General features: G+C 40.4%; 21 protein-coding genes. 2 read left to right on the top strand and 19 right to left on the bottom strand.

The features are described from left to right. Positions 1–34 precede the first annotated feature (34 nt). The 4 genes from GT674_RS14260 to GT674_RS17820 all read right to left on the bottom strand — a co-directional run bounded on the left by GT674_RS14260 (position 35) and on the right by GT674_RS17820 (position 3,151). The gene (locus tag GT674_RS14260; RefSeq protein WP_161286313.1) at positions 35–562 is read right to left on the bottom strand and encodes an MBL fold metallo-hydrolase; all 528 of its coding nucleotides are present in this window, start codon (positions 560–562) and stop codon (positions 35–37) included. A gap of 59 nt (positions 563–621) precedes the next feature. After that, positions 622–1,611 (bottom strand): type II toxin-antitoxin system antitoxin SocA domain-containing protein, encoded by a 990-nt coding sequence (locus GT674_RS14255; RefSeq protein WP_161286312.1) that lies wholly within the window; start codon positions 1,609–1,611, stop codon positions 622–624. Between the two features lie 152 nt (positions 1,612–1,763). Beyond that, positions 1,764–2,564 carry a PD-(D/E)XK nuclease domain-containing protein gene (locus tag GT674_RS14250; RefSeq protein WP_330585597.1) on the bottom strand — a complete coding sequence of 267 codons (801 nt, stop codon included), beginning with the start codon at positions 2,562–2,564 and terminating at the stop codon, positions 1,764–1,766. Positions 2,565–2,620: 56 nt separating this feature from the next. Then, positions 2,621–3,151 carry a hypothetical protein gene (locus GT674_RS17820; protein ID WP_330585596.1) on the bottom strand — a complete coding sequence of 177 codons (531 nt, stop codon included), beginning with the start codon at positions 3,149–3,151 and terminating at the stop codon, positions 2,621–2,623. Here GT674_RS17820 and GT674_RS14245 point away from each other — a divergent pair. Further along, a complete protein-coding gene (locus GT674_RS14245; protein WP_161286311.1) occupies positions 3,150–4,079 on the top strand; it encodes an IS982 family transposase in 930 nt (309 codons plus the stop codon). The two genes, GT674_RS17820 and GT674_RS14245, sit on opposite strands and share 2 nt — an antisense overlap. Positions 4,080–4,292: 213 nt before the next feature. On the opposite strand, the gene GT674_RS14240 is transcribed toward GT674_RS14245, so the two are convergent. Then, the gene (locus tag GT674_RS14240; RefSeq protein ID WP_161286310.1) at positions 4,293–4,700 is read right to left on the bottom strand and encodes a phage holin family protein; all 408 of its coding nucleotides are present in this window, start codon (positions 4,698–4,700) and stop codon (positions 4,293–4,295) included. 79 nt (positions 4,701–4,779) lie between these two features. Further along, positions 4,780–7,854, bottom strand: a complete 3,075-nt coding sequence (locus tag GT674_RS14235; protein WP_161286309.1) for a tetratricopeptide repeat protein — start codon at positions 7,852–7,854, stop codon at positions 4,780–4,782. Positions 7,855–8,292: 438 nt separating this feature from the next. Between GT674_RS14235 and GT674_RS14230 the strand changes: the two genes are divergently transcribed. Next, entirely contained in the window at positions 8,293–8,916 is a 624-nt protein-coding gene (locus tag GT674_RS14230; protein WP_161286308.1) for a hypothetical protein, read from the top strand. Between the two features lie 9 nt (positions 8,917–8,925). Here GT674_RS14230 and GT674_RS17160 read toward each other — a convergent pair whose 3' ends face one another. From GT674_RS17160 to GT674_RS14170, 13 genes are all read right to left on the bottom strand, one after another. Then, positions 8,926–12,990, bottom strand: a complete 4,065-nt coding sequence (locus GT674_RS17160) for an HD domain-containing protein (RefSeq protein ID WP_192926047.1) — start codon at positions 12,988–12,990, stop codon at positions 8,926–8,928. Between the two features lie 55 nt (positions 12,991–13,045). After that, positions 13,046–13,600 carry a DUF4231 domain-containing protein gene (locus GT674_RS14225; protein ID WP_161286307.1) on the bottom strand — a complete coding sequence of 185 codons (555 nt, stop codon included), beginning with the start codon at positions 13,598–13,600 and terminating at the stop codon, positions 13,046–13,048. 255 nt (positions 13,601–13,855) lie between these two features. Continuing rightward, complete coding sequence (locus tag GT674_RS14220; protein WP_161286306.1) at positions 13,856–14,629, bottom strand: hypothetical protein; 774 nt, start codon at positions 14,627–14,629, stop codon at positions 13,856–13,858. A 183-nt stretch (positions 14,630–14,812) separates the two neighbouring features. After that, positions 14,813–15,487 carry a hypothetical protein gene (locus GT674_RS14215; RefSeq protein WP_161286305.1) on the bottom strand — a complete coding sequence of 225 codons (675 nt, stop codon included), beginning with the start codon at positions 15,485–15,487 and terminating at the stop codon, positions 14,813–14,815. A 1-nt stretch (position 15,488) separates the two neighbouring features. Beyond that, positions 15,489–16,958, bottom strand: a complete 1,470-nt coding sequence (locus tag GT674_RS14210; RefSeq protein WP_161286304.1) for an AAA family ATPase — start codon at positions 16,956–16,958, stop codon at positions 15,489–15,491. 88 nt (positions 16,959–17,046) lie between these two features. Continuing rightward, complete coding sequence (gene spoIVA, locus GT674_RS14205; RefSeq protein ID WP_161286303.1) at positions 17,047–18,516, bottom strand: stage IV sporulation protein A; 1,470 nt, start codon at positions 18,514–18,516, stop codon at positions 17,047–17,049. 87 nt (positions 18,517–18,603) lie between these two features. After that, a complete protein-coding gene (locus tag GT674_RS14200; protein WP_161286302.1) occupies positions 18,604–20,292 on the bottom strand; it encodes a [FeFe] hydrogenase, group A in 1,689 nt (562 codons plus the stop codon). A 15-nt stretch (positions 20,293–20,307) separates the two neighbouring features. After that, positions 20,308–22,179: an NADH-quinone oxidoreductase subunit NuoF gene (locus GT674_RS14195; protein WP_161286301.1), complete on the bottom strand. Its 1,872-nt coding sequence runs from the start codon at positions 22,177–22,179 to the stop codon at positions 20,308–20,310. Continuing rightward, entirely contained in the window at positions 22,176–22,655 is a 480-nt protein-coding gene (locus GT674_RS14190) for a complex I 24 kDa subunit family protein (RefSeq protein WP_161286300.1), read from the bottom strand. The genes GT674_RS14195 and GT674_RS14190 overlap by 4 nt, the downstream gene beginning before the upstream one ends. A gap of 206 nt (positions 22,656–22,861) precedes the next feature. Continuing rightward, a complete protein-coding gene (locus tag GT674_RS14185) occupies positions 22,862–23,623 on the bottom strand; it encodes a glucosaminidase domain-containing protein (protein ID WP_161286299.1) in 762 nt (253 codons plus the stop codon). Beyond that, positions 23,620–24,474 (bottom strand): bifunctional 5,10-methylenetetrahydrofolate dehydrogenase/5,10-methenyltetrahydrofolate cyclohydrolase, encoded by an 855-nt coding sequence (locus GT674_RS14180; protein WP_161286298.1) that lies wholly within the window; start codon positions 24,472–24,474, stop codon positions 23,620–23,622. Before GT674_RS14180 ends, GT674_RS14185 begins: the two co-directional genes overlap by 4 nt. Before the next feature lie 39 nt (positions 24,475–24,513). Continuing rightward, positions 24,514–25,143, bottom strand: coding sequence for a cyclodeaminase/cyclohydrolase family protein (locus GT674_RS14175; RefSeq protein ID WP_161286297.1), 630 nt, complete (start codon positions 25,141–25,143; stop codon positions 24,514–24,516). Between the two features lie 540 nt (positions 25,144–25,683). Then, on the bottom strand, positions 25,684–26,814 hold a 1,131-nt coding region (locus tag GT674_RS14170), incomplete at its 5' end, for a formate--tetrahydrofolate ligase (RefSeq protein WP_161286296.1).

The following is a 26,814-nucleotide window of genomic DNA, read 5'->3' as shown; positions in this document are numbered from 1 at the left end:
AACAGGTTCTGTCCTCGATAACTAATGACATATCTTATATCAGTTTTTTCTGTTTACACAAAACTTGAAACGCTCTCGGAAATGCTTTAATCATAAGGTGTTTTTCAAGTTTCGACACATTATTTTGGCATTCTTCTACAATAGCACTGATGACATAACTTCCTATTCCACGAGCATGTCCTGTGATAATTTTATAATGTTTTTGATATAGTTCTTTGACTAAAGCTCGAATAAACTGAGGGGCGGTATATTCCCATGCTGTACCATATTCATGAGCTGCACCTGAAATAAAAATGCTATTACATTTAGTTTCTCTTTGAATGTCTGACAATATATGGGGTATTTCCTGGATGTGATCTTCATGGAAATGTGAAATTATTAAAGCATTTATTTTTTCATGTAGTGTGAATTTTTTTCTTATTTCGTGCTCTACTATTTCAATACCTGTGCTTGATCCACAATCATATACAACATTTATTACTTCTTTCTTATTTATCCCATCCCCTTCGAAACGCTCACAATAAAATGCTCCCTGTCCAACTGGTAAAAATGTTCTGTGCATAGAATCCCTCCAATATTTTAAAGTATTCTTAAGTCATGTCTTATTTTATCGCATACTATTTATACACGTTTCAGGCATTCCAGGATATATTTCATAATCTGTTCTTCTGAATTTAATTTATTTTGTATATAGTATACCTTTACTGCCTTCTCATCTATCACTTCATGACTTGCTTCTTTTGGACCATATCCCCGTCTTTTTTCAATCCATGGAGTTTGCTTGTGACTGATAGTCTCCAGCGTTTTGGGTGAGTACAGACCAAATGTATCGAGAACCATATCAATGGCCTTTAATTCTTCCTGTGAGACTTTGGAAAGCATACAGCCATGGCTGCTGTGGATACCATCATCAATTGGTTTATAACCAAACTTCTTATATTTATTATATACAACCGGATAAACGGGGCCATGCTGCCATGCCTGGCATTCTTCATCTATCATACGATCTCCGTTTAATGCATAGTTTACACCATTAGAAAAAGCCAGCAGTTTCTCTAATGCTAATGGTGTAACTTCTTCAAGTTGTGTCACGATATAATTGACAATCTGTTCAGTTTTTGAGTTTCCAATCTCGCATAGACGTTCATATCTAGCTGTAATCTTACGATATGTTACGGGTTTCACTTTATTTTTGCTAATTTCCACAGCATTAATAAAACTTGATTCTTTGTTCAGGAATTCCAAAAGTCTGTCCGAATATTCCTTTGCAGGAATAAACCCTTCATAGTATCTCTTGATTGTGACCTTTCCAAATCCTGCAATATCAGCCAGAGCTTCTTTTCCTATATCATATTTTTCCAGGATTTCTGAAATTTCATCCAGTTTAATAATTCCTTTTAATTGTTTGTAAGCTTTTATCTTGGCTTTTGACCTCCGTGTATTATAATCTACGTCTGTCGCAACCTCACTGCCACAATATCTGCAGCGTCCTGTGCGAAATTTAAATTTAACATTTTCTCCTTTGTATTGTTCTGTAATATTTTGTTCAATAACATCAAATTCTACTAGATCTTCACATTCATTACAGTATGCATACTTTATTTCTTTCATTTGATCACCTGCCCTGGAACTTTATCCTGTTTTTTCACGCTCACTTATTTTACCTCATATTTTTCTATCACACAGCTATGTGTCTTTGTTTCTTTATCATAATTGATCCCTGCCAGCAGGACATTTCCCTGATAGTCTTTCAGAGTATCAGGTTATACCGTCTTCACCCGGCAGTCTTTTTTGTAGCAGGCAATTCCGTACCTGATGATTGTCCGCATGCCGTCTTCTTTCAGTCTGGTATCATACTGTTTCTCTTCGATCTGTTTCAGGGCAGCTGTGCAGGCTGTGTCCAGATCTCCATCCTCGGCATATTTCATTTCGATGATGATCCCGGTTCGTTTCTCGGGTGCCTCAACCAGGATGTCGCTGTACCCGATTCCTGATTCGATGTTGGATTTTATGATCCAGTTGCTCTGGTATCCAAACAGTCCCAGCAGAATCCCATGATAAAAATTTTCTTTTCTTTGTCTGGATACCGCAGTATCAGGGATGCTGATCGTATTCCAGAGATAATCGCCAAACAGCTCTTCTATTTTCTGCGGATTTTTTTCCAGAAAGGCACTGCAGAATGTATCCAGTTTCGAACGGTCATTTCCTGCGGATTCTCTGAACCATTCACGGATCTGTCTGATAAAAAGTTTTCGTATTTCCTGATTGGGAATAACGAGAGCGTATCTGTCATCTCCGCAGGCTCCATGCTGTGTCAGATAGCCTGTTGTAAAAAGAACACTCCACAGGTTTTCGATGCTGTTATCCAGTTCGCTGTATGTCAGTTCCTGACGGATTTCTTTTATAATTTCTTCTCCTGCTATCAACTGTTCAATCTCATTACGGGTCTGCATATTTGCTTTGTCGATAAAACGCCGTACAATTGTATTTCCACTTGTATTGGACCAGTAATCTTCTGGCTGTGCGGATGGATCTGCACGCAGCTGATCGCAGTAGCTGATCACATCCCACGGGCAGTAAATATCCGTTTTTCCAAAGCGATAGCCATCATACCATCTCTTTACATCTTCATAATGTTCTGCAGGCTCTGTATAAGAATGCCTTCTGACATTGCGTAAACTTCTCTGTTTTTTTCATCTATTCTGATGAGCTGTTGATAGATTTCTTTTTCTTCCTGGGACAGCTGACCGCTTTGCTTCAGGAACTGAAAACGCAGTGCCTCTCTTCCGATAATTCCCTTTAATGGGGTACATGCGGACTCGAACGTCAGCCCGTCCACACCTTTCAGGCTGATGGAAATTACGGGGAATTGTCCCATATACTGGTGGCAGAGTGCTTCTTCCTGAGAGATTCTGAGCCCTTCAAGATATCCTTTGCTTTTTGCATTCCCAAGGATTAGATCTTTTAATGATTCTTCAATTCCCGGAGTATACTTACAGGTCTTCCCAATAACTTTCTCTTTTATATCACGATAAATATAATTTTCTGAATATAAACTTGTTGTGCTAGATAAAATAAAATATAAAGAAACTTCAACAAAATGTGCTATCTTATTTGTAGGACATACAAATTTGAAAGGGGGCATCATCATGTTGAAGTTTCAAAATAATGATACCACGATTATTGCAACTTTTGAAGACTTTATTTTGACCACTTACGTTATTATTGATGAATTGTATCACCGCTTTGCACCTTCGGAAGTCAGAAAACGTCGCCATGTTTTGGATGCAAAACTATCTGATTCCGAAATCATTACGATTGCTCTCTGTGGAGAGTTGGTCGGTATTGATTCTGAAAATGCCTGGTTTTCTTTTGTAAAAAAGAATTACCAACACCTTTTCCCACAGCTTTGCAGCAGAAGCCGTTTTAACAGAACAAGGCGGGCATTGATGCAGACGACAGAATTATTACGGCAAAAATTGCTTTCGGATTTCCCGGTACCCATCAGTCCTTACTGCATCATTGACAGTTTTCCGCTTGCGGTCTGTAAATTCGGGCGTGCACGCTACTGCAAAGTATTTCGCAATCATGGTGCTGATTACGGAAAATGCCCTTCTAAAAAGGAAACTTATTTCGGTTACAAAGTACATGCATTGATCACCTTAGAAGGCTACATTACTGCATTTGAGATCACACCAGCCTCCACAGACGACCGCGAAGGGTTACGGGATCTGGTGGACAATTGTTCAAATTTCACAGTTTTAGCAGACAAGGGCTATGTCGGTGAAAGGCTGATGCAGGAGCAAAATATCTGCCTTTTTGCCCTGAAGCGTTCTAACAGTAAAGAAAACTGGACAAAATCTGTGCGTCAATTAATATTCAAACAGAGAAGGCGGGTAGAAACTGTGTTTTCGCAGCTAACTGGTCAACTAAATGCAGAAAGAGTGCTGGCCAAAAGCTTTCAGGGATTATGTACCCGCCTGGTCAATAAAGTACTGGCGTACAATCTCTGTATTGCATTAAACAGTATTTTCAATGAACCCTGCGAACTTGGAAAAATCAAGGAATTGATATTCTAAAAATTTTAGTTTTCCAATAATTACAGGGATTCTTTGCGCATTTACAGGTTTTCATATAATTTATTTGAAGTAGCACAATAGGTTAAGAAATGGAAATTTCTTCTATATAGGTTTGCTGATTATCATAAATGAATACTTTTGGTACATTTCCAGAAATGACTTCCAAATCATCCATACAATCTTCGTATGTACGGTTTTCGATTAGTCTGGCTTTTACTTTTTATTTTCTTCAGACGAATCATCTTTCATCTGTTCCAGGATACTTTTTAATTTCTGTGGAACTGATACCCCGATTACTGTTATATTCTCTAAAATGCCCAGACCCTCACTGGAAATGTAAAAGGAAAGAACTGCTGTGCGGATCACATTGCCGTTCTGAAAAATCAGCAAATCTATTACATTACCAACTGCTACCAAAAGGATAATACATGATTTTTTTATGATTTTATCAAGCGTGATTTCTTTAATTTTCTTATTATAGATTCCAGCTAATATGCAAGTTATATATTCGATTGCCATAAATATAAGTAACGCCAATAATAAATCATCGCAGCCGCCAAGAATTTCTCCTGTGATTTTCTTCACCGCCATAAGTACATCAATTAACTTTGTAATTTTCATCTCCGCTACCTCTCTTTCCATGCATTCAGTTCTTTGTATGCAGAGATAATAGCAAATTTCTTTTAATTTGGCTGTGATATTAAATGTTCTGTTTTTCTTCTGAAATTATGTCTAAATTATGAACATATTCATCAAGTGCTGTATCCTTAAAGTTTACTGCAAATTTTTTCGCTTCTTTTCCATATAAAATAGCTTTGTCATTCTGTTTCATCCTATGATAAATTATACACAGATCAACATAAATATATCCTCTATCCAGTATTCCGTCTTCATCGCATAACTGAAGTGCCTTTTCCAAATGGTCTGCCGCCATATCATCTCTTCCTATGAAAGCAGAACATGTCCCAATTTTATGATGCATCAATCGTTCCAGTAATGAATCATCTTTTGTAAATGGTGCTAATTTTTCCAAATATTTAACTGCTGTTTCATAATCCCCCATTCCCATATGACAATTAGCCATTCCTATGTAGGACTGTGCCAGTTTGGGGCTATTCTCAGAAACATTTTGCTTAATTAGGCGAATATATTTCTTATAATATTCCATCGCCTCTTCATACTGATCTGTATGTTCCAGTAAATCTGCGTAATTTTGATAGTCCATACACACATCATCAAATGGGATATTCCGCATATTTGCTGCACGTTTAACAATATCACGATACATTTTCAAAGCTTCTTCTATTTTTCCCTCTTCCCAAAGTATCAATGCCTTATTATTTAAACACTGAAGTACATGATAGCTTTCTTCGCCATAAAGTCCAAAATAAATAATATGGGCTTCATTAGCGAAATAAGAAGACCGTGTTTTTTCTCCAATCTGATAAAGGAAATTTGAATATTCCAAATATACATCTGCCAAATCATTACTATTCTTTGCCAAATTTTTTTCACGAAAACGAATCACTGTTTTATAACATTGATCCGCTTTCGGAATATACTTATCATATCCATTTGCTACAAAATCCGTACATAATGTCGCCATATAATAAATGTTCATAATAAATTCAGAATCGTTTTCATCTTTTTCGTCGATTTCAATGGCCTTTGTCAACATCTTATATGCCTTTGTCAGTTCTCCCATTGCCTGATAGATTACAGCAATACTTGAATAGTCTGTCGAAAGTTCTCTTCGCGGAAGATTCGGAATACTTTGATCAATTTTCAGAGCACGTTTATAATATCTTATCGCCTTTGTGGCTTCTCCTTTATGGAAATAGATATTTCCATATTCATGCCATAAATAAGCCCATTCTCTTTTGAGTCGTTGATCAGGATCTATCTGTTTCATATATCTTCTCGCAGTATTCAAATACTGAATAGCTTTTTCTGTCTCATCCATCCTAAGCCATAATTCGCCGTAATTTCTATAGTCTCGAATCAGCATTTCTGGGTTTTGAATCGTTTTATCAATTTCTATTACTTTTTCTATCAGAGTTTTGCACAGCAGATAACTGCTTGCTTCAAAGCAGACATAATATAATCTGAGCAAGAAAACAGAATCATCCTCATTACCCCAATGGTTTTCAAACAGATCTGCCACAGACCAGGAAAACGGGATCAGATCAAGCTTTGTATATCCTTTTCCCCAATATTCTCCAAGATCTAACTCTCTGGACAGTTCATGTACAAATGGAGATGCCGTGTCATACAGGATCTGTTTCTGCTGTTCTCTGATCGCTGCTGCAATAACAGAATGCATCCAGTAAATATGTTTTCTGTCTTTCACGCTATGCTCTAACATTCCAATATCAAAAAGCTTTAGCAGTTGTCCGTTCTTTTTTGTTTTAAACCATTTTTTCGCTTTTGCAAAATCAAATTGTAAATTTGGTATTACTGAAATACAGGTAAGCAGAACCTTTTCCTCTTTGCCATATTCTACAATGGAAAATAAAATGCACATCTGCCGGATAATGGTATCATCATTTTGTAATTTCTCATGCTCACAGGAAACATCTTCTTCGCTTAGTTTAAAACCTTTTTCGACCAGTTTGGAATATAGCTGATGCAGAGACATTTCTTCTATGTATGCCGCTTTTGCAATAAACACAATCATAATCGTAAGTTTTGCTGTGAGCGTGATGATATCATTAACTGTTTCATTGTCTCTTTCTTCAAATTGATAATGACGATAAAATAGCTCTCGACATTTATCCATTTTCAGAGGCTGTAGATACATTATTCTGTGAAATCCCGGAAATGTTTGCTGCCTGCTTGTTAGTAGTATTCGGCATGGAAGAGAACTTAATTTCTGTAAATATTTATCATCCTTTACTTTTTCAATATTATCTACGATTAAGAGCAGTTTTTTATTATATTGTGCCGCTTTATCCTGGATTTTTGACCAAACTTCCCCCAAATCCCCTGACAAATGCAATGCCTGTTTTATAGATAAGCGAATATCCTGATTATTATACGGGATCCATGCAACATTTTCGATTCCATTTTCCTGAACTTCCGTATTCATAATACGGTTCAAAAATGCTTTTACAAGTTCTGTTTTTCCAAGTCCTCCAACTGCCGAAATCATCATATTCTGTTCTTTTTCTACGATTTCTGAATATAACTCTTTAAGTTCTTCTTCCCGACCAATCAGTTCTTCTACAGCCGCATCCGGTGAGTCAGAAATATACTTTGGATATTTTGCAGGAGGATAATCTGCTTCCAGTCTCATAAAACTTACATCTAAACTGAAAACACTTTTCTTTTGCCATGCACAATCTGCCTTGTCGGAGCAAATTAATATCGCAGCAATTGCACGTGATTGCTGATAAGAAGAAGTTTCTGCAAAACTCTTGTTGATCTGTTGTTTTATATTATCTGGGATTACTGTGCTTTCTTTAAGTAATCTCTGTAAATCTGATAACATCTTTGTTTTTTCAAATTCGCCAGATAGACAGACTTTTTCGATACTCTCTCGAAATATTTCAAATCCATTTTCGGTATATAACTTCTTAGCTACTCTTCTGTGAATGAGAGTCTGACCGGACGTTATCTTTCGAATTGAGTCATTATCGTATAAGCCATCTCCTGTCAGCGCATAGATATCCTGAAAAATCATACGATAAAACTGTTCTTTTTGGTAAATCCCAAGAGGTTCTTTTAGGTAACTGTATATGATATTAAATGCTGTGTAAAAATTTTTTTGGCTCATAAACTCCCACCTTAATTTTGTAATACATTCCAATTTTTTCAGCGGTTCTCTTCTATTTCCGGTTCTTCTAATTGTATGATTATCAGCTTACCAAAGCTTGCAAAATTTCTTCTGCTCACCAGGAGAAATCAGCTATGCTGATTTTGCAGCTCTCACCTAATATGAAGTGTACCATAAGAATCTGTCTTTTGAAATGATTTATTCTTTTATATTTTTCCTAGTCTTAACAGTATCAGGCACATGATTCCTATTATCCCAATCACAGCAAACTGAAGTCCCAGCAATTTTGAATATGTAAAGTATCCCATACGCATTCTATTTGTTTTTATTTCACTTTGTCTGATTATCAATAGTTCTTCTCCGAATTTTCCCAATCTGTTCTTCTAGGCATATTTTTGAGTTTTCAGCATATCTTGTTTTATAAGGAGTATTTGCACCATGAATTTTTCTGATTTTACCAGTTCACTCCCGATAAAAAATATATATCTTGATCTGCACGAAATGGCGACAGCTATTTTGGATGAGAAGCTGCATTATTTTTCTCAGGAGCAGTTCTCTGTTGATATTTATAAGCTGGCGGCAGCCTGTGAGATCAAGGTATATGATAAGGATATGACAAATATGAATCTTCCGGAAAATGATTTTCTTGTGGAGGTGTTTGGGTACTTAAATACATATTATGGACAAGCGATTTATCTGAACCGAAAGACCAGAAATCTGACCCGGCGTTATACGGTTGCTTATCATCTTGCGTATTGTCTGCTTAATGGCAGTAATGTCCAAAATTACATTCACTATTTGATTCCCTCTTCGTTTCCTGTTGATTTTAATGAACAGCTTTGTCATATTCTGGCTGCGTTTTTACTTATGCCGGTAAAAACTGTTGACAGGCTTATGATTCGCTATAAAGAAAGAGTTTTTTCTTCACAGATGAGTTTTAATTCCTGGCTAGATTATCTCGGAAATACCATGGGGATTCCTGCTTATTATACTGCTACGGCATTTGAAAGGGTAAGAACCCTGCATGTTTTTCTGAATGAAGAACATGCAGAGTCCTTGTAAATAATGTCCTTATGGTTGTTCGTCTTTCTCGCCTCTGAGATAATTGACAAAGTATTCCATAAATTCCAGGGATATTTCTGTTTTATCCGGGTTGACTGTCCTTTCTTTTAATGTGCGGTATGAAAGATACACGATCACCTGTGCAATTTCGTACATATAACGTTCATACAAAGCATCAATAATTCCGTCACTCGGTTTCATTTTGCCGTGAAGCTGAACATAATTTTTCAGATGTTTGTATCGTTTTGCATCATCTGATCTTATACAGTAATCCTGATATAATCTTGCGCCCAGAGAAATACTTTCTGAGTCCATATTACGGAAGCATTCCTTTATTACCTTCAGATCTTCCTCTAATTGTGTTTTCTCTTCTTTCGATATACTTTCCTTTATAGCCAGATATTTCTGATTCCCTTCCATTGAATTGTCCGAACTGTTCAAAAATTTTTTAATCATATTTTTGCCGGAATTCTCCGCCGAATACACAATCATTTTGTCCAGTCGTTTAAGAATCTTGGTCATACGTCCTGACACTTCATCCTTATAATTTTCCAGTTCTCTATCAAATACCTCCCCTGTCAATGGAAAAATCATTTCTCCATATCCTGCTCTGGACAGTTTGCCTCTTTTTACAAATTCGATACTGTCTCTTGTTTCTTCCAGGCTTAATGCACCGAAACCGCTCCAGACCGGAACACTGAATCTCTGTGTTTTTGCTGCTTTTTTCTGAATTCGTTCTAAAACCAGAGCTTTCATATCCAGATCAAAGTAAACGGAATCACAGACATCCACATCCAGAACATTTACCCTCAGATTTCCATCTGTTGATGCAAAGACTGCCATTGTTGGGATATTGTCCAATATCCAGGTTAAAATGACCTGTTCCTTATGCATCATCAAATAGTTATCATCTGAGTGTGAAGGTTCTATTCCTTTCTCATAAGATTTCATATTTTCTTTCAATGCTCTCATTAGTTCCACGCGGTCTGACAGAGTGTTTTCTTTTCTCAGTTTTTCAATATTTCTTTTTATTTCCTGGTTGTAGTAATCTGCAGCAATTTTTACCAGATGCTGCTTCCAGCGATGTTCTCCGTTCGCTTCCCTCTCTGAAACAACCAAATATTTATTAGCTGGATCGATAATTTCAAATATGGGAATTTTGTTCTCATTCCCACCTGTAACAGGGATATTATACAAAACAGAGTTTGCATCGTTTTCTCCTGTTTTTGTTGTAATATGCTCCAATAAGTCTGTCCAATGTGACGCTTTATCTTTTGGCCTTTCGCTTGAATATGCTTCACTTTTTTCGTTAACCATGGCAAAGTAGATCAAAGCCAGTGAAGACAGTCGCAGTTCTTCCAATTGTTTTTTATTTTTTGATTTTTCTTCTAACGTCAGTTTCGGATCATCCTTCTGCAACGTATCAATGTTTTGGGATATTTTTTCTATGCTTTTGCCGTCTTCATCGAATTTTACAAGTGCTATACGTGCAGTTCTGATAATCTCACGATAGATCTTATGTAAATAAACGTATCCTTTCTTTGAGAAGCCTTTTCTGCTCAGCTTCAGATATTCTCTGGCGAGGGTATCTTTTATATCCATATATTCGATCAGATTGGCATCTTCCTCGAATTCTGCGACCGCCGTCAGGATTCCTTTGTAGTAAATCTTGATTCCGTCTTTTTCTTTCATCAGTTCTTCGGAATCTGGTGAGTTGATCTTGGCTTTCATGGTAAGAATGCGATCAATTCCGATCCTGGCATAGGTATTATATTTTTGATTCCAGATATATAATTTTCCACTGTCGCAGTCCAGTTTATATATGTTATTTTCTTCATCCGGGCCGAGCATGTCTTCGCTTTTGCCGAGATTATATACCCAGGTTACGCGGTTCTTGTTTTCATCTTTCTTTTTGTCTTTCTTCTCGTCTTTCTTTTCTTCTTTCTTTTCTTCTTTCTTTTCTTCCAGAATTCCTTTTGAAGTACCTATGATTACAGTCAGATTGTGAATTTTATCTCTGAAATCTTCATCATAAAATTTCCTGCATTCTTCCTCAGTCTGGCAGTCTTTGATGTAGAGCTGAATAGGAAACAGGGGTTCTCCTACAATTTCTCCCAGATACAAAGCCATCTGTTTGAGCAGTTCTCTTGAATGCCTGATTTCTTTCGTATCTTCATACCCTTCTTCAAATGGATCCCGCCCGTTCCAGGTTTCCGGATTATCTTTGTGCAGCTCTTTTTTGCCATGTGGAACAAATAATTCGAAGCAGCTTCCAAATGGATCAAACATGGCCTGTGTTTTTCTTGGCATTACATTGATATATCCACGTTTTCCTTCCTGCCTTGGATAGAAAGTAATGTCAAATGGCTGTGACTCCATTGCATGTGTATAGGCTTTCAGAGATTTTCCTGCCAGAAAGACAGACTGTAAGCCAATTCCGAAGGTTCCTGTTGGCTGCAGCCATTTCGGTATCTGTTTGATTTCTTCTTTTTTTGCTTCGTAACTGGTTCCGACATCTGCGATCTGTTTGATATCTTTTTCGCTGATTCCTGTGCCACGGTCCCTGATCTTGACAAGGACTCCACATTCGCAGTTCTCAAGATATTTCTTTGGATTATCCATATCTTCTTCTGTTATGTCTTCAAAGACTTCTTCACACATCTCATTATAGAGCCTTTTTTTGACGGATAGTTCTATAACGATCGGATATTCCAGTGGTGATACTCTTTTGCTGATTTGCAGTGGGTTCAGTTCTTTTTTATTATTTTGTGCATTTACATCTTTTAGTTCGATATATTCTTCCCGGGAACATTTTCTGCTGTATTCCCGGTAATATTGTATTTTGGTCGCATCTACTGCGTTCTGCAGCAATTCACGCAGAAATACAAAGTTCTGATCGGTATAGATATTATTGCCAATGAGCAGTTCAAAAGCTTTTTCCTGTGCGATCTCAAACTGAACTTCTACCAGTTCCGGCAAAATACTCCGTCCATTCAATAAGAGATTTGTCTGGTCCAGTGTCGGAAGGCAGGCTTTTGATTCTTTGGGTTTGATCACAGACCAGTAGAAAGTGGCATTTTTCAGGATATCCTGGATCATATCGCATTCCATGCGAATCAGGCGGAGTTCATCCTGGTTTTTACAATCTGCGCTGATGGATATTTTTTCATTTGTGATTCTCAGACGACGGATTGCCTTGTGTTTTCGCCAGTGAACGGAAGATTCTTTTGGCATTCTTCCCAGAAATTCTTCGGTAAGTGGATGAAAACGGTTATTATCCAGATCCAGTGCGTCGCCCAGCTGAAGAAGAACTGCTATAAATCTTGGATGAACATAGTCAAGCACAAAACCTGAATCTTCCTGTCTTAAATTCAGGATTTCCTGAAAATCCCATTTGGTATGTGCGGCGGCACAGCTTGCGATAATATAGAACAGACGATTAGGTATATCAATTGTGGAAAAACCGATCCCAAGCTTTTCCGGATTATCGATCCAGCTTACCAGACGCTTCTCGGATACTTCTCCATGTTCCTTTCTTCGAAATTCCCCGATCAGATAAATGATCGCATAGTATACTTTGAGTTTGCTTTCCAGAATGTACTGCAGCTGTTCTTCTTCTGTTCCTTCTTTTTTGAAACATTCCCGCAGCAGGATTCTGGCATATTCATTGAAATCCGAGTTTGAGCCTTCGCATAAATTCCGGAGGTATTCATAGAATTCTTTATTCTTCAGAATTTCTTCTCTGTCTGCATGTGTGATGCACATCCCGATATCATGGATGTAAACGGTATGAAGAATCGCAAAACAGTCTGTCGCTGAAAGTTCCTGAATATTTTCTTCTCCAAGGAGCATTTCAATATTATGGATGATTGCCTCTGAGTGGCTGGAATCATGACGACTGTATGAAGGAAAAGATGGAAGGATCAGTTCCTGTATCTGTGTGAGCCACCTTTTGTTGTGATTCCATTCATGCCACATGATTTCATGTCGTTCAATGTGATTTTCGCATTCAGTATATGCTTTTAACCTTCTCTCGATTGTAAGTGGTATGCTGCATTTTACCTCATTTTTCATAATAGTAAATTCCCCCATAGTTTGTTTTTTTCTTTCTATCTGTTTAAATAACACCTCAATTTTCATCACTCTCCTTTCCTTCGTTTTCGTTTTTTTGACTGTTTTTTTCTTGCACGTAGGTATTCCATTTTCGTGCTTCGTCGTCAATGATTCCTTCTACTGTTTCCACGAATTTTGAAAATCTGTCTTCTTCATTGCTGTAAATTCCCTGACCTTCTGTAAATTGCCGGTCTTCTCTCATCAGAGCATTTTGTGTGTTCCTGTACAAGATCCATTTTTCCTGCCATTTGAACAGAGCTACAATGCCTTCTATCGCCAGACACATGGTAGTCACTGCTGCTGCCATGGTTGCAAATTCAGCTCCGTCTTTTCCCATTATCTTTAAAAATGTAATGCTGGAAAGGCCTAAGATTTTTATCAGGCTTGTCCCGTAGAACCCCCATTTGCAGCGGAACGCTCTTATGTTGTAGTATTCTATATAATTTGATACCACGTTTAAATAATCCTGTTCTTCTGCATTTAATTCCCGGATGTAATATTGATGTACTTCTTTGTTCAGCCATTTTTTGATCGGGCCTGATCTGACCCAGTTTATGAATTTATGTTCCACCGTTTCCCCCCATATTTTGATAAATTTCGACATCTTTATTGTACCATATATAGGGCAGTTTCTATGATTCTGTATGCCGAAAATGACATTCGTTCTTTTGACATAACTGCATTTTTTTAACTTTATTGGAATATTACGGAGTAATTTCTTATAAAGTAAAAAAAGATACGGAAACTTCTACGGCGGAGTTTCCATATCTTTTTTATGTCATTCTGTTTTGTATTTCTCTATCACACAACTTTACATAATAAACTTCTATATCTTAGTTCCAATAATCTTTTCTATTCTTCCTGTACATATATCCAGTACATCCTCTATCCTGATATCCGCGGGCTCGTCTAATCCACATCCGATAAAATCTTCTGAATACCATTCATAGTCTTTCTCTATATTGTATTTATCTTCCAGTAATGTGGTTATCTCGGATTCTGTCAGTATCTCATTTTCCACCAAACGTAACATCAGTCCATAAGAAATCTCTTCTGAAAAAACAGATGAAACAAGCAGATCGCACCAGACTCTGGTTATGTTTGTTTCGTTTTTATCCATTTTGTATTGATCAGACTTTAATTTTGCCTGTTGTAATAAAAGTAAGTTTCTGATCTGATTTTCCAGTTTCTCATTGTTGTTTTCATTAAGTTTATTCTCTTCCATCAAAGATTTTATCAGTAAAATTCTTTGTTCTTCCTGCTGCTGCGCTTTCTGCATATGTGCGTACGCTTCATTTGTACAAAGTACACACCGATCCAGAATTTCTGTAAGATCAATCTTTAGCTTAAATTCTAGCTGTCCAAAAAGTTCTTCCAGAGCCTCCGGTAGTTTTCTTTCCGATGGAAGTTCCATATGACATCGCTCAAAAAAATTTGACAGTTGATCTCCGATATAATTCTTGCCCTCCATATAATCAGACGTAAGTTCCTGAAGCACACAGATCATATCATTGTATAGTTCATAAAACTGATTGCCTCGCAGCCTTAATGCAGAACTGCATCTATAACTGTCAAGGATATGTATAAACTCTGTACCCAAAAGTTTTCTTTTCCTTATGCAAATCCATTGCCTGTCCATAAAATCTCTCCTTTAACGATTTAATATTATTTGCTATAACAAGAACATATTGCTCTTGTTTATTATAAAAAATACTCTTCCTAAAGCAAGTATTTTCCTGCTTTAGAAAGAGTATCCTTTGACTATATTACAATTTTTCTTCATTTAGTTCAAAAAGAACGTCTCAAAATCCTGCACAGAATAAACTTCTACTTTATCGTAAAAAGCCTTTTTTCTGTATCGACTTTCGCAGTATAAGTGTTTTACTGATTGTTCCATTTTTTCGTAGAAGTTGTCTTCGTTATGTATATTAGCCAAATCGTCCATGATCTGGCCCATAGCGTCTATGGGATCTTCTTTTACTTTGTCGGTGACAATAATATAGAAAATCTGTAAATCAGGGTATGCCTTGTTTTTATATGCTTCTGGCAGCAGATGATATTCCAGTGTCCATCTGCTTTCTGCTGTTTTTTGAAAAAGATTTGATTTCAGTTCTGATTCTATATTTTGCAGATGGCGTTTCATAAGATTTGCATAATCGTCGCAAATAGCGTCTATTTTCTCGCATCGGCACTGTGCACGGTCAAAATTGGTTCTGGACATTTTTCTGTGGAATCCGCTTTTGAACTCAATAAAGCATATTCTGTTTTTATCCAGTAAAATTGCATCTGCTGAGGACGGTTTATTCTGTGGAAAAATATATTCTGTAATTTCATCAAAATCATAGGCTTCGCATTTTGACGACTGGATTAGGCTCTTATTTTGATTGGCAGATAGTTCTGTATAAGTTTTTTTAGAAAAATTCTGTTCAAAAAAATCAGCTAATTCTGATGTTCCCATTCTACTCCTCCAGATTCATGTATTTTTTCCTTATTGCACTCATTTTTGCGAAAGATGCGGCAAAATCAGCGTAAACATCATCAAGGCTGTCTGTTCTTTCGATGTATTTTACTCTATGATCTTCTTCCTGCTCTGTCTGGTAAAAGTGACATTTATTGCGAATGTCATATTTTCGCATTAAAGCATCAACTGCCAGTAAGAAATTTGGACTGTGTGTAGTAAGAAGGACTGTGATATTGCACTCTTTTACCAAAAGTACGATAACTTCTGCCAGGCGGTTGATCCATTCTGGATGAAGATGTGATTCTGGCTCGTCCAGGATCAGGAGAGTTTTATCTGAGAGGTCGTTTTCTGTGAGGATTTTCTTGATGATTGAAAAAATCTTAAAGCCTGTTGCCAGATTTCCGACTTTTATCTTCATTTCTGGTGTATAATAGGTGCCTCCAGAAACCATGCCAGGTACAATTGCATTGATTTGCTGCATTACTTTTTCCAGTTGTTTTTCCTGGTATAAAGTTTCACTGATTTTTTTATCCTCTTCAGGTTTTCTCATTAAGCACCGCATATCTTCTCGATGGTTAACAATCCTTGATTGTACATAACTGTCTGTTCTCTTTCTTGGCGTTATAAATCGATATACACGAGGATCTTCAATAACATAAGGATCATCGATAAAATAAACACTGTCAAAATATCCATCCTGGAATTTTGATTTTTCTATATTTATATTGTCATCAGAAATATAAAATTCAAACAGATTTTCCTTCTGATTTCTAAGCCTTACGATTGAATATTGTCCATTGTCAGATTGACCAATTGACTGCACCTGGTTCATAAATTCTACCTGTAAAGTTCTCGCGGCTATTTTACATGCAAAATCTTTTCTTTCTTGTTTCTGAAATGACTTTGCAGAATCGAGAGCTTTGCTACATTCCAATAACGCTTTCGGTTTAATATATTTCCACTCACTATAAAATTCATCTTCTCTCGCTTCAAAATATGGCGAAATTTTTTTCATATCATCTATCAGAAAATCTAAGAAAGTATCCGTTTTTATCGAATCGCAAAATTGATATAATAGAGTAATATAATAATCTGAATTCTCGTCTATCGGCATATGATCTAAATCCAAAATTTCAACTACAAATTTATTCTTCTCCTCTATAAAATCCTGCATCATAAACTCATATTCAGTTAACAAACTTCTATAAATATTTAAGATTTTTTTAATTCTCTCAACAATAGCTGCTGACTGATCTATATCTTGTTTCTGATCTAAGTTTTCCACTGCATTGACAACAGAATACAATGCTCTTCCAACTGTTGTCTTCCCGGAGTTATTGCTTCCCGCAATTACAGTCAAACCATCAATTTTAATATCTGCTTCTTTTATTATTCCAATTCCTTTGACTGAAAATTCCATTATTTTATTCCCTTTCTGAATTATTCTATTACTATAAAAAGGCTTCACGATATCATTCTCTACAATAAGTTTACCTATATAGAGCATGATACCATGAAACCTTTTGTCCGTAAAGCAACACAATTTTACATTTCGTTTAGATAATAATGCACACCATCCCGCCTTTGCTGTCGTTGACGATTTTCTGCATGGTATCCTGAAGCTTTGTCTGGCTTTCTTCGCCGATGGTGGAAATCTTGCTGCTGATGCCGTCCTTTACGAGCTGTTCGATGGATTTGCCGAAGATATTGGTCTCCCAGATGCTCTCGCCGCGCTGGCTGCTCTCACCGATGTACTGGATGAGATCGTTTGCCTGCTGCTCAGTTCCGACGATCGGGGCGATCTCTGTCTCAATGTTTGCTTTTATCATGTGTATGGACGGGCTCTTGGAGCGGATTTTTACGCCGAACTTATTTCCCTGGCGGATAACCGTCGGAGTTTCGATCTGGATCTCGGAAAGATCGGGCACGACTACTCCGTAGCCGGTGGAACGGACGGCTTCGAGTGCATCCCTGACCTTGACATACTGCTCTTTCATATTGGTCAGTTCCTTCATGGTGTGGATCAGGTCGTATTCGCTTTCCATGGTGATGCCGCTCAGTTCACTTAAGATTTTGTAATAATATTCGTCCCGAACCTGAACCCGGATGCGGATAATGCCGCTGGAGAGGTCGATCTGGTCAAGAAGAGTTTCCTGGACATAAGGACCTGTAAGCTGTATGGAGTCCTTTGTGATATCGCGGATATGTGTCAGCTTCTGCATATGTTCTCTGATCTGGGTGAGGATCTGGGCTTTCAGTTCGTGCTCAGGGGAGAGCATCTCCACCCATTTCGGGATGTAGAACTGGATCTCACTGACCGGAAATTCATAGAGAATGTTTTCCAGAATTCTTGTAACATCTTCTTTCCGAAGCTGTTCGCAGTTTGCAGCGATCGTGGTTACGCCATAGTTATCCCACAGCCTGCGGCAGAGCTTCTGTGTTTCTTCTTTATATGGTGTCTGGGAGTTGACAAGGATCAGAAATGGCTTTCCCTGTTTTTTCAGTTCATTTACTGTAAGTGCCTCCGCCTCTGCAAAATTCTGCCGCGGGATTTCGCCGAAGCTTCCGTCTGTTGTGACCACAAGCCCAATGGTCGCGTGTTCCTCGATCACTTTGCGGGTGCCAACCTGTGCCGCTTCGTGGAAGGGAATAGATTTTTCAAACCACGGGGTTCTGACCATCCGTTCTCTTCCCTCCTCAATATGCCCAGAGGCATCCTTTACGAGGAAGCCAACACAGTCGATCAGTTTTATCCTCACCTTCTGGTCTTCACCGAGGGTGACGGGAACCGCTTCTTTCGGAATAAATTTTGGTTCTACCGTGGTGATGAGTTTCCCTGAACCGCTTAAGGGAAGCTGATCCCGCACTTCTGCCTGTTTGTCTGGTTCCATCACAGGAAGTGCCATAAGCTCCATAAATCTTCGGATAAACGTGGATTTTCCTGTACGCACCGGTCCGACAACGCCTATGTATATATCCCCACCGGTACGAGCCTGAATGTCCCGGTAAATCTGAAAATTTTCCATAAAAAAATCCCCCCTGCATAAATTCGCACAATCCCATGTATCGTTATAATGTATGCAGGAGGGTAGTTTTTTATGAAATTATTCTATTCAATAAAACTCATTATGGAGCAGTTCGTGCTCTTTGCCTTTGAGGAGTCCCTGATAAAGTTCAAGTACCATCGGGTTTTCATCGGATTTCTTGATGATCATGGTGTTGTCAGCATTGTACAGACCTCTTGCTCTGGCTGCCTTGGTTCTGTCGCCGGATCTGGTCGGCTGTCCGCCTCCCATAATACAGCCACGACGGCATGCCATAACTTCGATCAGATGATACTCTGCTTCGCCGTTCTTTACACGATCCATGACAATTCTCGCATTGGCAAGTCCGCTGGCTACACAGATCTTAATCTCCATGCCCTTGTATGATACGGAGAATTCTTTGATGCCTTCATCTCCACGGACACCGCACTCAGCGATCTCTCGCATTGCTTCTTTGCTGTGATCCGGAGTAAGTCGACGGAGAACCGCCTCTGTGACGCCACCGGTAACACCAAAGATAACTCCACCGCCGGAACCAAATCCGAATGGTGTATCGCATGCTTCCGGCTCAATTGTCGCAAAATCGAGGCCGAAGTTGTCAATCATGCGGAGAAGTTCTGTCGTTGTGATAACGATATCGGTATCTTTCTCACCATGTGTATAGCTGTTCGGACGAGCTGCTTCTGCCTTCTTGGCTGTACATGGCATGATGGAAACCATAACCGTCTTTTTGCCTTTGGCATTCTCCGGATCACGGAAGTATTCCTTGATAACTGCAGACATCATTCCCTGTGGAGATCTGCAGGTGGAAATATTCGGAATGTAATCCTTGTACTGATCTGTGATGAATTTTACCCATGCCGGACAGCAGGAGGTAAGAAGAGGCAGTTTCTCGCCTTTTTCTATGCGGTCAAGGAATTCTGCACTTTCTTCCATGATGGTAAGGTCAGCACTGAAAGTAGTATCATAAACTTCGTCAAATCCCATGCGATGAAGTGCATTGACGATCTTGCCCATAACACTGCGGCCCTTCTGGAGTCCGTAGTGATCGCCTACTGCAACGCGGACTGCCGGAGCAACCTGTGCAACGACGCGGACATCCGGATCTGCCAGTGCTTTAAATACTTTGTCTGTATTGGTATGAATGGAAATCGCTCCTGTCGGACAGAAAGCACGGCACTGTCCGCAGTTTACGCACTGTGTCTCTGCGATCTTTTTGTTAAATGCAGGCATAACCATAGCTTCTGTTCCACGGAAAGCAAATCCAAGTGCACCGATTCCCTGGATTTCTTCACAGGCACGTACACAGTTTCCGCAGAGGATACATTTGTTCGGATCACGAACGATGGATGGTGAACTGAAATCCAGTTCATGATGCTCTCTTGTGTTCTGGAAACGAACGTTTCTCACGCCGAGACGGTGTGCCAGTTCCTGGAGAACGCACTCACCGCTCTTGATACAGGTTGTACAGTCACGGCAGTGTGCTGCAAGAAGCAGTTCTACGATCAGTTTACGATATTTTCTTAATTTGTCGGTATTGGTATAAATAACCATACCGTCTCTCGGTTCTTCTGAACAGGAAGCAAAGGTCTTGCCTCTGTTATCTTCTACCGTACATAAACGACAGGCACCAAATGTAGAGAGTTCCGAATGATAGCACAGTGTCGGAATGTTGATCCCCGCGTTACGGATAACGGTCAGGACGTTTTTTTCATCGGTAAATTCAACTTTTCTACCGTCAATTGTCATTGTACCCATAAGTCAGCCTCCTTCCTATGCTTCCACATAAACCGCATCAAAGTTACAGTTGTCTTTACATGCACCGCACTTGATACATGCATCGTTGTTGATGTGATACGGATGTTTGATCTTTCCGCTGATCGCACCTGCCGGGCAGTTCTTCGCGCATTTGCCGCAGCCGATACAGAATTCCGGATTGATGTGGAACTGACGAAGTGCTGTACAGACTTTTGCACGGCATTTCTTGTCACGAATGTGTTCTTCATATTCGTCGCGGAAGCGTTTCAGTGTACTGATAACAGGAAGAGGAGCACTCTTGCCGAGACCGCAAAGAGCCATGCTCTGAACCATGGTAGCAAGTTCTTCCAGCTCGTCCAGATCTGACATTTCGCCCTTGCCTTCTACGATCCTCTCAAGGATCTCAAGCATACGCTTGGTACCTTCACGACATGGTACACACTTACCGCAGCTCTCTCTCTGTGTAAAGTTCATGAAGAATCTGGCAACCTCTACCATACAGGTATTGTCATCCATAACTACAAGGCCGCCGGAACCCATGATCGCATCAAAAGATTTGACAGAGTCAAAATCAAGAGGACGGTCGAGCTGATCCTCGATCAGACAGCCGCCGGATGGTCCGCCAATCTGTACGCCCTTGAAAACAGCTCCGTTCTTAAGTCCGCCGCCGATATCATAGATAATGTGACGGAGACTTGTTCCCATAGGAACTTCGATCAGACCTGTGTTCTCAATGGAACCTGTCAGAGAGAAGGTCTTGGTTCCCGGGCTTCCCTCTGTTCCGATGGTATGGAACCAGTCAGCACCCTGAAGGATGATCTTTGGAACGTTGGCATAGGTTTCTACGTTATTGAGGACAGTAGGTTTCTCCCAGAGTCCTTTCTCTACAGTACGAGGAGGTTTGACACGCGGCATACCTCTCTTGCCTTCGATGGATGCGGTAAGTGCTGAACCCTCACCACATACGAAAGCACCGGCTCCACGGTTGATATGTAAATGGAAGTTTACACCGGAGCCGAGAATATTGTCACCGAGAAGTCCATAGGATTCGGCCTGCTCGATCGCCATATGAAGTCGTTTGACGGACAGCGGATATTCTGCACGCACATAGATATAACCATCCTCTGCACCAACTGCATAAGCGGCAATGGTCATACCTTCGATCATCTTGTATGGATCACCTTCCATTACGGAGCCATCCATAAACGCACCCGGATCACCTTCGTCACCGTTGCAGACTACATAGCGTACTTTTTCTTTCTGACGTGCAACCTGTGACCATTTCTTGCCTGCCGGGAAACCGGCACCGCCACGGCCGCGAAGACCGGATCTGGTCACTTCATCGATCACTTCCTGCGGAGTCATATCAAAGAAGGCTTTGGCCATAGCCTGGAATCCGCCTGCTGCAATATATTCGTCAATAGATTCTGCATCGATGTTGCCGCAGTTTTCAAGAACAATCCTGGTCTGCTGATTCAAAAACGGAATGTCTGAAGGATGCTGACAGACATTATCATGATCACGGTAGAACAGACGGGTAACAGGCTCTCCTCCCATGACTGTACGCTCCACGATCTCCTTACAGTCCTCCACCTGTACATGTACATACTGGTAATCATACGGTTCAATCTTCATCAGAGGTCCAAGTTCGCATAAGCCCTGGCAGCCTGTCTTGACGATACCAACATGCGGCACGTCCTTCTTCATCTCGATGCTTACCCAGTCAAGATTCTCACAGAGTCTCACCATCTCATCGTAAATCTTCTGTGCACCGGAGGCAATACATCCGGTACCTGAACAGACAAGTATACGACAGGTAAAAGATTCCAGGGTATTTTTTACTTCGGCCTGCTTCCTGAGCAGATCATCTTTACTCACAATACTCATACCTTCTCACCTCTCAATTCATTCAAAAGCTCAATTGCCTTTTCAGGTGTCATCTTCGGATGTACTTCGTCATTTACGGTAAGTGTCGGTGCGAGTCCGCATGCACCAAGACAGGATACCGTCTCTACTGTAAAAAGCATGTCATCCGTTGTATGCTTCTTGTTACTGAGGCCAAGTTCTTTCATAAGGGCTTCCTTGACCGGCATGGATTTACGTACATGACAGGCAGTTCCGTCGCAGACCTTGATCACATACTTACCCTTCGGCTCAAAGGAAAAGTTCTCATAAAAGGTGGCAACACTGTAAGCCTTTGCCTCGGTAACCCCGATCTTAGATGCCACATAGGTCAGAAGCTCTCCCGGCAGGTAACGATATTCCGCCTGAATATCCTGCATGATCGGAATCAGTGATGCCGGTTTGCGTCCGTAGTGTTCGATGATCTCATCTGTCTTCACATAATAAGACTGATCTAACATTCGATTCCCTCCTTGTTAAAAATGTAATTTGATCTGTGTTTATCAATTTGTATACTTTACACAGTAATGATAGTTTTCATTATACATTAAATAGTTATTATATACAAGGGAAATGCGAAAAAATTTCAATAATTTATGCAAAGTTTTGCCTGTTTTCTATATTATCGTGATATTTTTAACATATTTTATAATTTTTTGTCAATCTTTTATTTCTCTTTAAGTTCACTCAGTAAGCGGATCAGTTTTGCTCCGTAATCAGCTCCGGCTGCCCAGCCGCCTCCATTTGGATTTTCCTGCTGTCCAAGCCATTCCACATAGGGAGCACTGCCTCTTCGTACCATATCGAAGCGTGTGTCTACACAGTCCTGGTTCAGTGCTTCATCACAGGCATATGCTTTGAGATGCTGTACCTGTGCACGGATACCGGTCCTCACATCAGGATAGGAGACACCCTGGACACCGCCGCCTGTGGTTCCAAGGCCGGCAAAATTGTACTGGGAAATCCCGGAATCACCTCCATATGCAAGCCATCCTGTCTCAAGCATGGCCTGTTCAAATACAACTTCCCCACGGATGCCTTCTGCATTCGCCTCCTCTAGAATAATCGTGCAAAAATCCTCTATCGTCTCTGCCCCGCCTTCTTTGAGGGCGGCAGACGGATATTCCTGACCATGCGAATTGTACTGAGAAGTCATCTGATCCAGCGAAACCGTGGTGGTTCCAACAATTGTATAATAACCGGCTGTGTTGTCTGTGGAATCATCTATAAAATTCGGGTCTGAAGTAAAATCCGGTGCCTCAGGATGTTCCGGCTTGTGGATCTGTCCTTCTCCGGAATGGTCTGAGATCTGTGAAATTTCAGATGTCTGTGTGTTGTCCCCAAAGACCAGACAAGGTGCCCCTGTCATAAGGGCACCCGTCAGTATCATCTGTGAACAAAAGAGCATTGCTTTTTTGTTTCTGATCATTCATTTACCTTTCTCATTGCAGCTTCTACTACATGTCCTACAAGAACGGATGTTGTAACACTTCCAACTCCGCCAGGAACAGGTGTGATCGCATCAACGATCGGCTCAACTGCTGCGTAATCAACGTCTCCGCAAAGTTTGCCTTCTGCATTTACATTGATACCTACATCGATGATTGTCTGTCCTTCTCTGACATAGTCAGCTCCGACAACGCCTGCACGTCCGGCTGCTACGATCACGATGTCTGCTTCTTTTGCAACAGACGGCATATCAACAGTTCTTGTATGGCAGATGGTTACGGTTGCGTTTTTCTTAACCAGCATCATAGCAGCCGGTTTTCCAACAACAAGGCTTCTTCCGATCACAACAGCCTTCTTGCCTGTGCAGTCGATTCCGTAATGGTCCAGGATCTCCATGCAGGCCTGTGGTGTACATGGCGGGAATCCAATCTTTTTGCCTGTGAATACACCAGACATGGAAAGATCTGTCATGCAGTCAACGTCTTTTTCTGCTGCAAGTGCGTTTTCGATCACTGCCTGATCCAGATGTTTCGGAAGCGGACGGAACAGAAGAACGCCGTGGATATGATCGTCTTTGTTTACTTTGTCGATAGTTGCCAGAAGTTCTTCCTGGGATACATCTCCCGGGAGAAGGATTTTTTCACATGCCACACCAAGAGTTTCGCAGCGTTTTGTTGCTCCTCTTTCATAAGAAATGTCACTTGGGTTCTCACCAACACGAATGATGCACAGAGTCGGGTTTACACCCTTTCCCTGTAATTCTGCTACATTTGCTTTGATTTTTTCATTCAGTGCTGCTGTTACTTCTTTACCTAATAACTGCTTTGCCATTTTGTATATTTCCTCCGCTAATTGTCGTATTATCAGATATTATTTCAGGCGTCCAAGAACGCTTTCGAATGTTTCGTCTGCAATCTTGCAGTATTTTTCAAGCATTGCATCCGCTTTCTTGTTAAGTTCTTCCGCATATTCTCTGTCAGCCATGGATTTTGTGTTGATATAAACATTCAGGCTTGCTCCCTGTAATGCTGCCTTGCAGAAAGCTGCACCAACACCTGCATCGCTGATTGCAAGTTTGGATCCTTTTGCACCAAATTCAACGATCAGTTCGATTGCTTCACAGCATTTCTCCATAATCTCCATCGGTACAGAGCAGGCATCCTTAAGTACGATCTCCATGACACGGGCTTTTTCTGCTTTTTCTTCTTCTGTTTCTTTTGGCATACCATAGGCTTTGGAAAGAGGCTCAAAAACTTCCGCATCTCTTTCGATCAGACGAAGGAAATCCTTCTGAAGCTGATCGCATTTTGCTTTCAGTTCCCACATTTCATCCTCTACGTCTGCATATTTCTTCTTACCTACAGTAAGACTGCCTACCATGTTTCCAAGTGCTGTACCAACTGCTCCAACCAGAGCTGAAGCACCACCGCCGCCCGGTACCGGGGCTTTAGAGGCGAGGACTTCTACGAATTCTGTGCATGTGCTAGTGGAAAATCCCATTTTTTCTCCTCCGGAAAAAAGGTGACCCAATAAAAGGGGCTTTTTTCTTTTATTTTCTGTTATTATAATAATCTTTTTAGGATAAATCCTAAGACCTGTTACATATTTGGAAATATGTGAAACCCTCTGAGGGGGACCATCTCAAAGTTGCCATTATCGGGTACTGCCCGATAGCCCTCCGGTTTGGAAACCAAATAAACCTCTGAGGGGGACCATCTCACAGTTGCGAAGGCCGAAGGTCCCCCTCAGACTCCCCCTACTTGGCCACGCTGAAAAGATTAAAAGAAAAAGTTTCTTTTTGCAAAAGTATTAACTTTATTAAACTTGGAGCCAAGGAATATGTGGTGTTGGTATCGACATGTTTCGTCGACTATCTATAACTAATATTCCTGATAGCGTGGCCCGGTGGGGTGCGCGAGGGGAGAGCGGCCTTCGCAACTGTGAGCGCCCTCCCCTCGCAAAGGTTTTCTTATTTTCCAAAATATAATTTACCCTGCTTTATAAAGCAAAAAATTAACCTTTTAGATATGAGACTATTTCTTAGAAAAGTCCAGTAATCTTTCCGGTCTCGTCTACATCGATTCTCTCAGCAGCCGGTACTTTCGGGAGTCCCGGCATGGTCATGATCTCGCCTGTGAGGGCTACGATGAAGCCTGCTCCTGCGGAGATCTTGAGGTTACGTACAGTAACTTCGAAGTCTGTCGGTGCACCGAGTTTGGTCTGGTCATCTGTCAGGCTGTACTGTGTCTTGGCTACGCAGATCGGGCAGTTGCCGAATCCGAGAGCCTCAAGCTGTTTTGCCTGTTTCTGAGCATTTGCTGTAAGAACTACTTTCTTACCACCGTATACTTTCTGTACAATCTGGTTCAGCTTGTCCTCGATGGAACCTTCCAGTTCGTATGCGTAGGAGAAGTCGTTTGGTTCTTCAACAAGACGGATCACTTCTTCTGCAAGTTTGATTCCGCCTTCGCCGCCTTTTGCCCATACTTCAGAAAGAGCAACGTTTACGCCAAGTTCTTTACATTTTGCTTCTACAAAGTCAAGCTCTGCCTTTGTATCTGTCGGGAATGCATTGATAGCAACTACGCATGGAAGTTTGTATACGTTCTTGATGTTGCTTACGTGTTTCAGAAGGTTCGGGATACCTTTTTCCAGTGCTTCCAGGTTCTCGTTGTTGAGGTCAGCTTTTGCCACGCCGCCGTTGTATTTCAGGGCACGTACAGTAGCTACGATAACTACTGCACTTGGATGCAGGTCTGCCATACGGCATTTGATATCCAGGAATTTCTCTGCTCCGAGGTCTGCACCGAATCCGGCTTCTGTGATCGCATAATCAGCGAGTTTCATAGCCATCTTTGTAGCAGTTACGGAGTTACATCCATGAGCGATGTTTGCGAATGGTCCACCGTGAACGATTGCCGGAACATGCTCCAGTGTCTGTACAAGGTTTGGTTTCAGGGCATCCTTGAGGAGGGCTGTCATAGCACCTTCTGCATGAAGATCTCCGGCTGTTACCGGTTTCTGCTCGGAAACTTTACCGTATGTATATCCGATGATGATTCTGGAAAGTCTTTCTTTCAGGTCTTTGATGTCACTTGCAAGACAGAGAACTGCCATGATCTCGGATGCAACTGTGATGTCATATCCGTCTTCACGAGGCATTCCGTTTGT

The organism is Blautia sp. BIOML-A1, from assembly GCF_009883055.1.
Taxonomy (GTDB): domain Bacteria; phylum Bacillota; class Clostridia; order Lachnospirales; family Lachnospiraceae; genus Blautia_A.
Note: the sequence above shows the minus strand (reverse complement) of the source record. Positions and strands in the feature narration are given on the sequence as shown.

Excerpts from the sequence above, each read along its gene's own strand:
- GT674_RS14260 (WP_161286313.1), bottom strand. The coding sequence starts at position 562 with ATGCACAGAACATTTTTACCAGTTGGACAGGGAGCATTTTATTGTGAG.
- GT674_RS14255 (WP_161286312.1), bottom strand. The coding sequence starts at position 1,611 with ATGAAAGAAATAAAGTATGCATACTGTAATGAATGTGAAGATCTAGTA.
- GT674_RS14245 (WP_161286311.1), top strand. The coding sequence starts at position 3,150 with ATGTTGAAGTTTCAAAATAATGATACCACGATTATTGCAACTTTTGAA.
- GT674_RS17820 (WP_330585596.1), bottom strand. The coding sequence starts at position 3,151 with ATGATGATGCCCCCTTTCAAATTTGTATGTCCTACAAATAAGATAGCA.
- GT674_RS14240 (WP_161286310.1), bottom strand. The coding sequence starts at position 4,700 with ATGAAAATTACAAAGTTAATTGATGTACTTATGGCGGTGAAGAAAATC.
- GT674_RS14235 (WP_161286309.1), bottom strand. The coding sequence starts at position 7,854 with ATGAGCCAAAAAAATTTTTACACAGCATTTAATATCATATACAGTTAC.
- GT674_RS14230 (WP_161286308.1), top strand. The coding sequence starts at position 8,293 with ATGAATTTTTCTGATTTTACCAGTTCACTCCCGATAAAAAATATATAT.
- GT674_RS17160 (WP_192926047.1), bottom strand. The coding sequence starts at position 12,990 with ATGAAAAATGAGGTAAAATGCAGCATACCACTTACAATCGAGAGAAGG.
- GT674_RS14215 (WP_161286305.1), bottom strand. The coding sequence starts at position 15,487 with ATGGGAACATCAGAATTAGCTGATTTTTTTGAACAGAATTTTTCTAAA.
- spoIVA (WP_161286303.1), bottom strand. The coding sequence starts at position 18,516 with ATGGAAAATTTTCAGATTTACCGGGACATTCAGGCTCGTACCGGTGGG.
- GT674_RS14200 (WP_161286302.1), bottom strand. The coding sequence starts at position 20,292 with ATGGGTACAATGACAATTGACGGTAGAAAAGTTGAATTTACCGATGAA.
- GT674_RS14195 (WP_161286301.1), bottom strand. The coding sequence starts at position 22,179 with ATGAGTATTGTGAGTAAAGATGATCTGCTCAGGAAGCAGGCCGAAGTA.
- GT674_RS14190 (WP_161286300.1), bottom strand. The coding sequence starts at position 22,655 with ATGTTAGATCAGTCTTATTATGTGAAGACAGATGAGATCATCGAACAC.
- GT674_RS14185 (WP_161286299.1), bottom strand. The coding sequence starts at position 23,623 with ATGATCAGAAACAAAAAAGCAATGCTCTTTTGTTCACAGATGATACTG.
- GT674_RS14180 (WP_161286298.1), bottom strand. The coding sequence starts at position 24,474 with ATGGCAAAGCAGTTATTAGGTAAAGAAGTAACAGCAGCACTGAATGAA.
- GT674_RS14175 (WP_161286297.1), bottom strand. The coding sequence starts at position 25,143 with ATGGGATTTTCCACTAGCACATGCACAGAATTCGTAGAAGTCCTCGCC.